The 7,099-nt window shown below is 60.2% G+C and carries 7 protein-coding genes, 1 tRNA gene and 1 pseudogene; all 9 read right to left on the bottom strand.

Translation table 11 applies throughout. The annotated features are described in order from the left end of the window. Positions 1 to 403: 403 nt before the first annotated feature. Positions 404 to 811: a type II toxin-antitoxin system HicB family antitoxin gene (locus tag ACXRVY_RS13135; RefSeq protein ID WP_095945156.1), complete on the bottom strand. Its 408-nt coding sequence runs from the start codon at positions 809 to 811 to the stop codon at positions 404 to 406. A gap of 37 nt (positions 812 to 848) precedes the next feature. After that, positions 849 to 1,028, bottom strand: coding sequence for a type II toxin-antitoxin system HicA family toxin (locus ACXRVY_RS13130; protein ID WP_077184214.1), 180 nt, complete (start codon positions 1,026 to 1,028; stop codon positions 849 to 851). Between the two features lie 294 nt (positions 1,029 to 1,322). Next, positions 1,323 to 1,396 (bottom strand) — tRNA-Gly (locus ACXRVY_RS13125). A 181-nt stretch (positions 1,397 to 1,577) separates the two neighbouring features. Next, a complete protein-coding gene (locus ACXRVY_RS13120) occupies positions 1,578 to 2,462 on the bottom strand; it encodes an alpha/beta fold hydrolase (protein WP_223462975.1) in 885 nt (294 codons plus the stop codon). Between the two features lie 314 nt (positions 2,463 to 2,776). Then, a complete protein-coding gene (locus ACXRVY_RS13115) occupies positions 2,777 to 3,469 on the bottom strand; it encodes a pseudouridine synthase (RefSeq protein ID WP_223462976.1) in 693 nt (230 codons plus the stop codon). Between the two features lie 36 nt (positions 3,470 to 3,505). Continuing rightward, positions 3,506 to 3,721 carry a cysteine-rich CWC family protein gene (locus tag ACXRVY_RS13110; protein ID WP_223462977.1) on the bottom strand — a complete coding sequence of 72 codons (216 nt, stop codon included), beginning with the start codon at positions 3,719 to 3,721 and terminating at the stop codon, positions 3,506 to 3,508. Next, a pseudogene (locus tag ACXRVY_RS13105) lies at positions 3,708 to 3,905 on the bottom strand (diguanylate cyclase domain-containing protein); the annotation flags it as partial. The gene ACXRVY_RS13110 and the pseudogene ACXRVY_RS13105, both read right to left, overlap by 14 nt. 93 nt (positions 3,906 to 3,998) lie before the next feature. Beyond that, the gene (gene atzF / locus ACXRVY_RS13100) at positions 3,999 to 5,777 is read right to left on the bottom strand and encodes an allophanate hydrolase (RefSeq protein WP_458237529.1); all 1,779 of its coding nucleotides are present in this window, start codon (positions 5,775 to 5,777) and stop codon (positions 3,999 to 4,001) included. A gap of 25 nt (positions 5,778 to 5,802) precedes the next feature. Next, on the bottom strand, positions 5,803 to 7,099 hold a 1,297-nt coding region (locus tag ACXRVY_RS13095; RefSeq protein WP_458237528.1), incomplete at its 5' end, for a carboxyltransferase domain-containing protein.

Raw genomic sequence — 7,099 nt, 5'->3', positions numbered from 1 at the left:
CCAAACAATAGGGTGGTAGCTGTACGCGGGTTGGCGAACCGGACAATGGTAAAACCGGCAGACCCGAAGGTCTCCCACGCACAGCTACCGAAAAAGCAGCCAAGCGTGATCAAAAGTGCTCCGAGAAATCCTCGGAGCCTTCTGTACCGTTGTTACCGAGTCGCCAAACCCGATACGCCATTTGGGCGCGGTCGGACTATAGGTCTCATGACAAAGGCACAGCAATGCGCAAGTGTACGGACATTTCCCAGTGTCGTGTAGGACGTTGCTTTTTCTAGCGTTGATCTCCGTTGGGCCTTTAAAAGTGGGTCTTTGCACTGACTTCGACGGGCCCTTCATCAAATCCCGCCCACAAAAAAACCGGCCACTTGGGACCGGTTTATTCATGTCAAAAGCAAGGTTTTCAGCTCTGTTGCAAGACCTTGAGTGCCGCCGAGGCCAGAAAGCCCGAACGGCTTTTCTCTTCCGGGTGATGCAGTACGTACTCATCAATCCGGTTGAGGAGGTAGCCAGGCAACGTGATGTTCAGCTTCTGGGCCTTGCCCAGATATTTGGTTACGTCGATGTCCACCAGCGCCCACGCACACCCCGCGTACTTTGGGTTGGCAGCATGTAAGGTCACTTTATTGGCGGGGGGAATTGGCGAACCGTCTTCGGCCAGAATCTCGAAGTGGCCTTCAATGGCTTCCCGCGCCATGGCCATCGCGTCATCCAGGTCTTCCCCAGCGGAAAAGCAGCCCGGAATGTCGGGGACTTCCACACCCCAGGCGTGTTGGTCGTCGCCCATTGAAATTGCAATTGGGTACAGCATGTTCATTGTCCTCCACGGACCTAGCGCATCGGGCTCCTTAGAGCAGCGCCTGTTGCAAAATACTGATGGCCGTTTTCTTGAGCAGATCTTTCTTCGGGTGAGGGACTGTCACCAGCCCCGGTTTGGTCGGGTGCTTGAAGTGATGATGGCTGCCTCTGATTCGTACCAGATACCAGCCGTCCGCAACGAGTTGGCTTATCAAAAATCGGCTATTCACATCACCTCCCTGTGGTGTGCTTGTGGTTACTATACCTACTAAGATTTTGTTATCAACACTATACCTACCAAACCTTCCTGGGTTCGGCGGGAAAGCGATAGGCTTCGAGTCTAGGAGGGCGCTGTGGCAAAGGCTTTGGGTAAGCCTGTCATTACCTATTTTGTGTATTGCGAGGTTTTGCCGTAAACACGTGACACTCGAATTTCAGGCATAAAAAAACCGGCCATCAAGACCGGTTTTTTCTGTCTCTGCATCCCCCGTCAAAACCACCCTGACGTGAGATCAAAATTCGATTGGAGCGGGTGAAGGGAATCGAACCCTCGTTATCAGCTTGGGAAGCTGGAGTAATGCCATTATACGACACCCGCTCAGAGCGCTGACTTTGTACCAGATACGGCCGCGGATTTGAAGTTTTTCTTTACGTGGAGCGGGTTTAACGCAAATGTGACAAAAAAGCCCGAATCGCATGACGGTCGATCGCGGGCAAGCCTCGCGCCTGCAGAATACGTTTAACGCAGCAGGGTGGGGCTTGCTCGCGATGACGCTACTTCAGTTTGCCAATGCATGGTGTTCCTGGGCTTTGTGGTAACGCGGTCGGCTTTCGTGTTGCGCTGGCTTCAGGAAGCCCATCAGTGCGTTGCGGCTGTCTCGGCAGGCGGCTTTGTGCTCCATGTCGAGAAAGTGGCCGGTGGCCTGAATGGTACTGAACGTGCTGTGTTGCACGTGGCTTTCGAACAACCGGGCGTCGTCGGCGGCGGTGTATTCGTCCCATTCGCCGTTGAGGAACAGCACCGGCACGTCGATTTTTTTTGCCGCGTGCAGGTAGCACTGGCGATCGTTGTGCAGCACGTCGTTGATGTGGAAGTGCATCTGCCCGTACTCATGTTCGGCCAGGGAGCTGACGTGGCGATAGTTGAAGCGCTTGAACAACGACGGCAGGTGTTTGCCGATGGTGTCGTTCACCAGATGCCCGACCCGGTCGCGGTCCAGGTTGCTGAGGTGTTCGACGCCACGCTCGAGGTAGTCAAGCATGTGCGCGTTGATCACCGGGGAGAACGAGCTGATCACGGCTTTTTCGATGCGCCGTGGCCGTTGCGACAACGCCATCATGGTCGCGGCACCGCCCCAGGAAAACGACAGCACGTGCTCGGCGGCGAAGTGGTCGATCAGCTCGAGCAGGATCTGCCCTTCGATTTCCTTGGTGAGCATTTTTTCATGCAGGTTGTGGGCTTTTGACCGGCCCGCGTAGGGCTGGTCGTAGCAGACGACGTTGAACTGCGGATGGAGGTTTTTCACGGTTTGTGCAAACGACGCAGTCGTGGCCATCGAGCCGTTGACCAGGATAATGGTCCTCTCTGCGGCGTCTGCGCGATAGAACTCCGTGTAAACCCGATACTGACCCTGTATATCCAACACAGCGATTTCTGGCCTCATGTCATAAGACTCCTGGCAAGCGGGTATGCGCGCAAATAGAGATTGCACGAGCTTTGTGACAGGTAGGCATACGCCTGGAATTTGAGAGGCCCATGTCGATCCACTGCAGTCCGGTCGACGGGTATTGTTATTGGCGGGCAGTCTGCCGGATGAGGCCGGAACCCTTGGGTTCCTACCGGCAAAAAGTTTCTTGGAAGTATGTGGTGACTCGTCGGTCACATTTCGGCCGACGTCCTGATTCAAGCAGGGGTCACGTCATCGCGCAAGTGCCATTGGTAAATTGTTCGACAACTTTCTGCTCGGCGGTCGCCTGCTTAGATCAATCCGATCTCTGCATCGCTCAGTGAGCGGTATTCGCCCGGTTTCAACGCGTCGTCGAGCACCAGCGGCCCCATGCGTTCGCGGTGCAGGCGCATCACCTTGTTGTTGAAGTGGCCGAACATGCGCTTGACCTGGTGGTAGCGACCYTCGACGATGCTCAGGCGTGCGCATTTTGCCCCGAGCAGCTCTAGCCCGGCCGGTTGCGTGGTGAGGTCTTCGAAGGCGAAGTACAGCCCTTGGCTGAACTTGACCGCGTATTCGGGGCCGATGTCCTGTTCGGTTTCGACGTAATAGACCTTGGGCAGTTTGGTCTGTGGTTGGGTCAAGCGTCGCGACCAGCTGCCATCGTTGGTGATCAGCATCAGACCGGTGGTATTGAAGTCCAGGCGTCCGGCGATGTGCAGTTCTTCCTTGTCCGGTTCATCAATCAGGTCGAGCACGGTTGGGTGCTGCGGGTCCTTGGTAGCGCTGACGCAACCGGCAGGTTTGTGCAGCATGAAGTGGCGCAGCGGTTTACCGACTTGCAGCACGTCGTTGTCGACTTCGACGCGGCTGAATTCGCGGACTTCGCTGTGCGGGTCGCTGACGACTTTTCCGTCAACCCTGACGCGTTTTTCCACCAGCAACAGGCGTACCTGCTTACGGTTGAAGCACGGCAGGTTGCTGAGGAAACGGTCGACGCGCATGACTAAGGATCAGTGAGGAAAGGGGCGCGCATCTTACTAGAACGATTCGGGCGCTGCTTGCAACTGCGTCTCGACTTCGGCGCAACGCGGGCACAGGCACGAGGCGTTGCGCAGTTCCGTCGGCAGCGCCTGGAGCACCGCCGGGTCGATGCTGACGCCGTAGCACCAGCAGGCGCGGTCAGCGGTTCGCGGGTCGGCCAGGGTGCAGTCGTTGGGGGCGCCGCAGGCGGGGCAGAGCTCAGGCTGGTTCATGGACGGAGTGAGACTTCTCTACGCAGGTTCGGTTGCGGCCACTTTGTTTGGCCCGATACATCGCATGATCCGCCCGCGACAGCAGGCTGTGCAAGGTGTCATCGGGCTGCAGGGTGGTGAGGCCGATGTTCACGGTCAGTTGCAAGGCTTCGTGCAGGAGCCTGTGGGAGCGAGCTTGCTCCGAGCGGCGATCCGACGATTGCGGTATGTCAGTCACATCAATCGTGAATGTGCTGACGCCATCGCGAGCAAGCTCGCTCCCACAGGGGATGTGTGTTTATCGCAGGGTTTTCAGATACATCCGCCACCCGCCCAAATGACTGATGTTCACCGCACCCTCCAACCCATAGGCCTCACAGATAAACCCGCTTTCCCAGCGACCATCCGCCAGTTGTACCTTGCCCAATCCCAGCGGTGCCGGAATCCCGGTCAGGAACGAACCCAACTCGCTGCTTGGCAACTCCCAGACTTCCACCGCAATCGCCACGCCGCCACCCTTCACCCGGACCATGCCCGGACGAAACGGCGGGCCGCCGGCCAGGGCATAGAGTTGATAGTCCGGCGAACTGAATGTCGATTCCACCAGGCGGGCGCCGCGCTGCTTGAGCTGCCAGTTCAACGCCAGCCCGTCCAGGTGCGCGCCGCAGACCACCAGCCGCGCCCGATCATGGCGTGCAACCGGCGCCGGGGCAGGTGCGGCCAGGCCTTGCTGACGCTGCAGGGCATCCGCCACGCTCAGCAGATACTGATCGGTGAAGGCCCGGCCAAACAGCGTCACGCCCCAAGGCATGCCGTTGTCCATGAAGGCGCTGGGCACGGCGACAGCGGCGTAGTCGAGCAGGTTCATGAAGTTGGTGTAGTAGCCCAGTTCCGAATTGCGCAGCACCGGTTCGGCCTCGAGTTCAGCCAGCGTCACCGGGCGGCCGATGGTCGGCGTGACGACACAGTCGAGGCCTTCCAGCGCGTTGTCGCACAGGGCTTTGAGCGCTTGCAGGCGGTATTGGGCGCGGAAGGTTTGCACGCCGTCGACGGCGGACGCCTTGGCCAATACGGCGCGAATCACCGGCAACACGGCCTCGGGATTTTGCGCCATCAACTCCCCGGCCACGCTGTAGCGCTCGGCCACCCACGGGCCTTCATAGAGCAAGCGGGCGGCCTCCAGAAACGGTGACAAGTCCAGTTCCACCGCTTCGCCGCCCAAGGCCTTGAGGTGGTCGATGGCATCACCGAACAACAGCGGGCCTTCAGGGCAACCGAAAAATTGCAGATCCTGCGCGCGCGGCACGCCGAAACGGAACGGCCGCGGTGTGCCGAACGCCGAGCCGTCGTTCCACAACGGGTTGCTGCGGCTGTATTCGTCCCGTGGATCGAGGCGCGCAGTGAGTGCCAGCAACTGACTGKCCTCCCGGGCGGTGGCAGTGAACGTGGTGACGCAATCCAGCGTACGACAGGCCGGTACGACGCCGGCCGTCGAGATCAGGCCCTTGGTGGCTTTCATCCCGACCAGATTGTTCAACGCCGCCGGCACGCGTCCGGACCCTGCGGTGTCGGTGCCCAGGGAAAAACTCGCGACGCCGAGCGCCACCGCCAGCGACGAACCGGCGCTGGATCCGCCCGATGGGTACTGCGGCAGCACGCTGTTGGGGMACGCGCCGTAGGGTGAGCGGCTGCCGTTGAGCCCCGTGGCGAACTGGTCGAGGTTGGTCTTGCCCAACGGAATCRCACCGAGGGCCAGCAGTTGCTCGACGATGGTCGCCGAACGCTGCGGCACGTAGGCAAATGCCGGGCACGCCGCCGTGGTCGGAATGCCCGCCAGGTCGATGTTGTCCTTGATCGCGAACGGCACACCATACAGCGGCAGACTGTCGGGAGCGCGATCGTCGAGGGCGGCGAGGTAAGGTTCCAGTTCTTCGGCGCTGAGCAAGTGGATGAACAGGTGATAGTCCGGGTTCAGCGCGGCGGCTTTGTCCCGCAGGTTCAGCAGCAGTTGCCGGGGGGTAAGGTTGCCGTGGCGATAAGCGCTGCGCAGGGCGTCGAGTTGCAGGTTGATGTTCATGGCATGAGTCCTTGGCAAAATGGGTTCAGTCGAGTTCCAGCACCACGACGCGCTGTCCGGCGCGCACCGCCGAACCCGGTTGCACGCGAATCTCGCGCACCACGCCGGCCATCGGTGCGAGCAGGGGGATTTCCATCTTCATCGACTCCAGGATCACCAGCACGTCACCGGCCTCGACGTGGCAACCGGCCTCGACCTGAACCTGCCAGAGGTTGCCGGCGATATGGCTGTCGACGCTCTGTTGGCCGCTGGCCAGCGGCGCCTCTGCGGTCGCCTCCGGGGCCGGTTCTTCACTGTCGAAATGGGCCTGGCCGCTGGCGATCCAGCGCTCGCGTTCGGCGTTGAACGCGCCTTTTTGCTGATTGCGAAACGCGCCGATGGTCTCGGCTTCCTGCGCCAGAAACGCCTGATAATCCGCCAGATTCAACTGACTGTGCTCGATGTTCAGGTCGAAGCGCCCGAGGGGGAAATCCCGGCGGATGCGCAGCAGTTCATTGGCGCTGACCGGGTAGAAACGGATCTGATCGAAAAACCGCAGCAACCACGGTTTGCCATCGAAGGCTGCGACTTCGCGGTAGCGGTTCCACATCTGCAGCGTGCGCCCGACAAACTGATAGCCGCCGGGGCCTTCCATGCCGTAGACGCACATGTAGGCGCCGCCGATGCCCACCGAGTTTTCCGCGGTCCAGGTGCGCGCCGGGTTGTACTTGGTGGTCACCAGGCGATGGCGCGGGTCGAGCGGGGTGGCGACCGGTGCGCCGAGATAGACATCGCCCAGGCCCATCACCAGATAGCTGGCGTCGAACAYCGTGCGTTGCACTTCATCGAGGTTCGGCAGGTCATTGATGCGGCGGATGAACTCCAGGTTGCTCGGGCACCATGGCGCGTCCTTGCGCACGGTGGTCATGTATTTCTCGATGGCCAACTGGCACGCCGGGTCGTCCCAGGACAACGGCAGATGAACGATGCGCGACGGTACTTGCAGGTCTTTGGCGGCGCATACGGCGTCCCATTCGCCGGCGACGATGCCGAGCAGGTCGGACAGCGGCAGTTGTTCGGGCTGATAGTGAATTTGCAGGGAACGGATGCCTGGCGTCAGGTCGATCACGCCGTGCAGGTGTTTGCTTTCCAGCGCCTGCATGAGGGCGTGGGCGCGGAAGCGCAGAACCAGGTCCAGTTCGGGGGCGCCGATTTCCAGTAGCAGGTGGGTGTCGCCGGACAGCCTCGCCACCAGCCGCGTGTCATCCTGCCCCAAATCCAATACCACAGGCGACACAATTCCCTGTAGGAGTGAGCCTGCTCGCGATTGCGGTGTTTCAGTC

This window comes from Pseudomonas sp. P5_A2_2, from assembly GCF_054177685.1.
The sequence above is the reverse complement of the archived record's forward strand: the minus strand, read 5'-3'. Positions and strand labels throughout refer to the sequence as shown.

What these genes read in the sequence shown, in the direction of transcription:
- ACXRVY_RS13135 (WP_095945156.1), bottom strand. Translation starts at nt 811, where the DNA reads ATGCTGTACCCAATTGCAATTTCAATGGGCGACGACCAACACGCCTGG.
- ACXRVY_RS13110 (WP_223462977.1), bottom strand. Translation starts at nt 3,721, where the DNA reads ATGAACCAGCCTGAGCTCTGCCCCGCCTGCGGCGCCCCCAACGACTGC.
- ACXRVY_RS13120 (WP_223462975.1), bottom strand. Translation starts at nt 2,462, where the DNA reads ATGAGGCCAGAAATCGCTGTGTTGGATATACAGGGTCAGTATCGGGTT.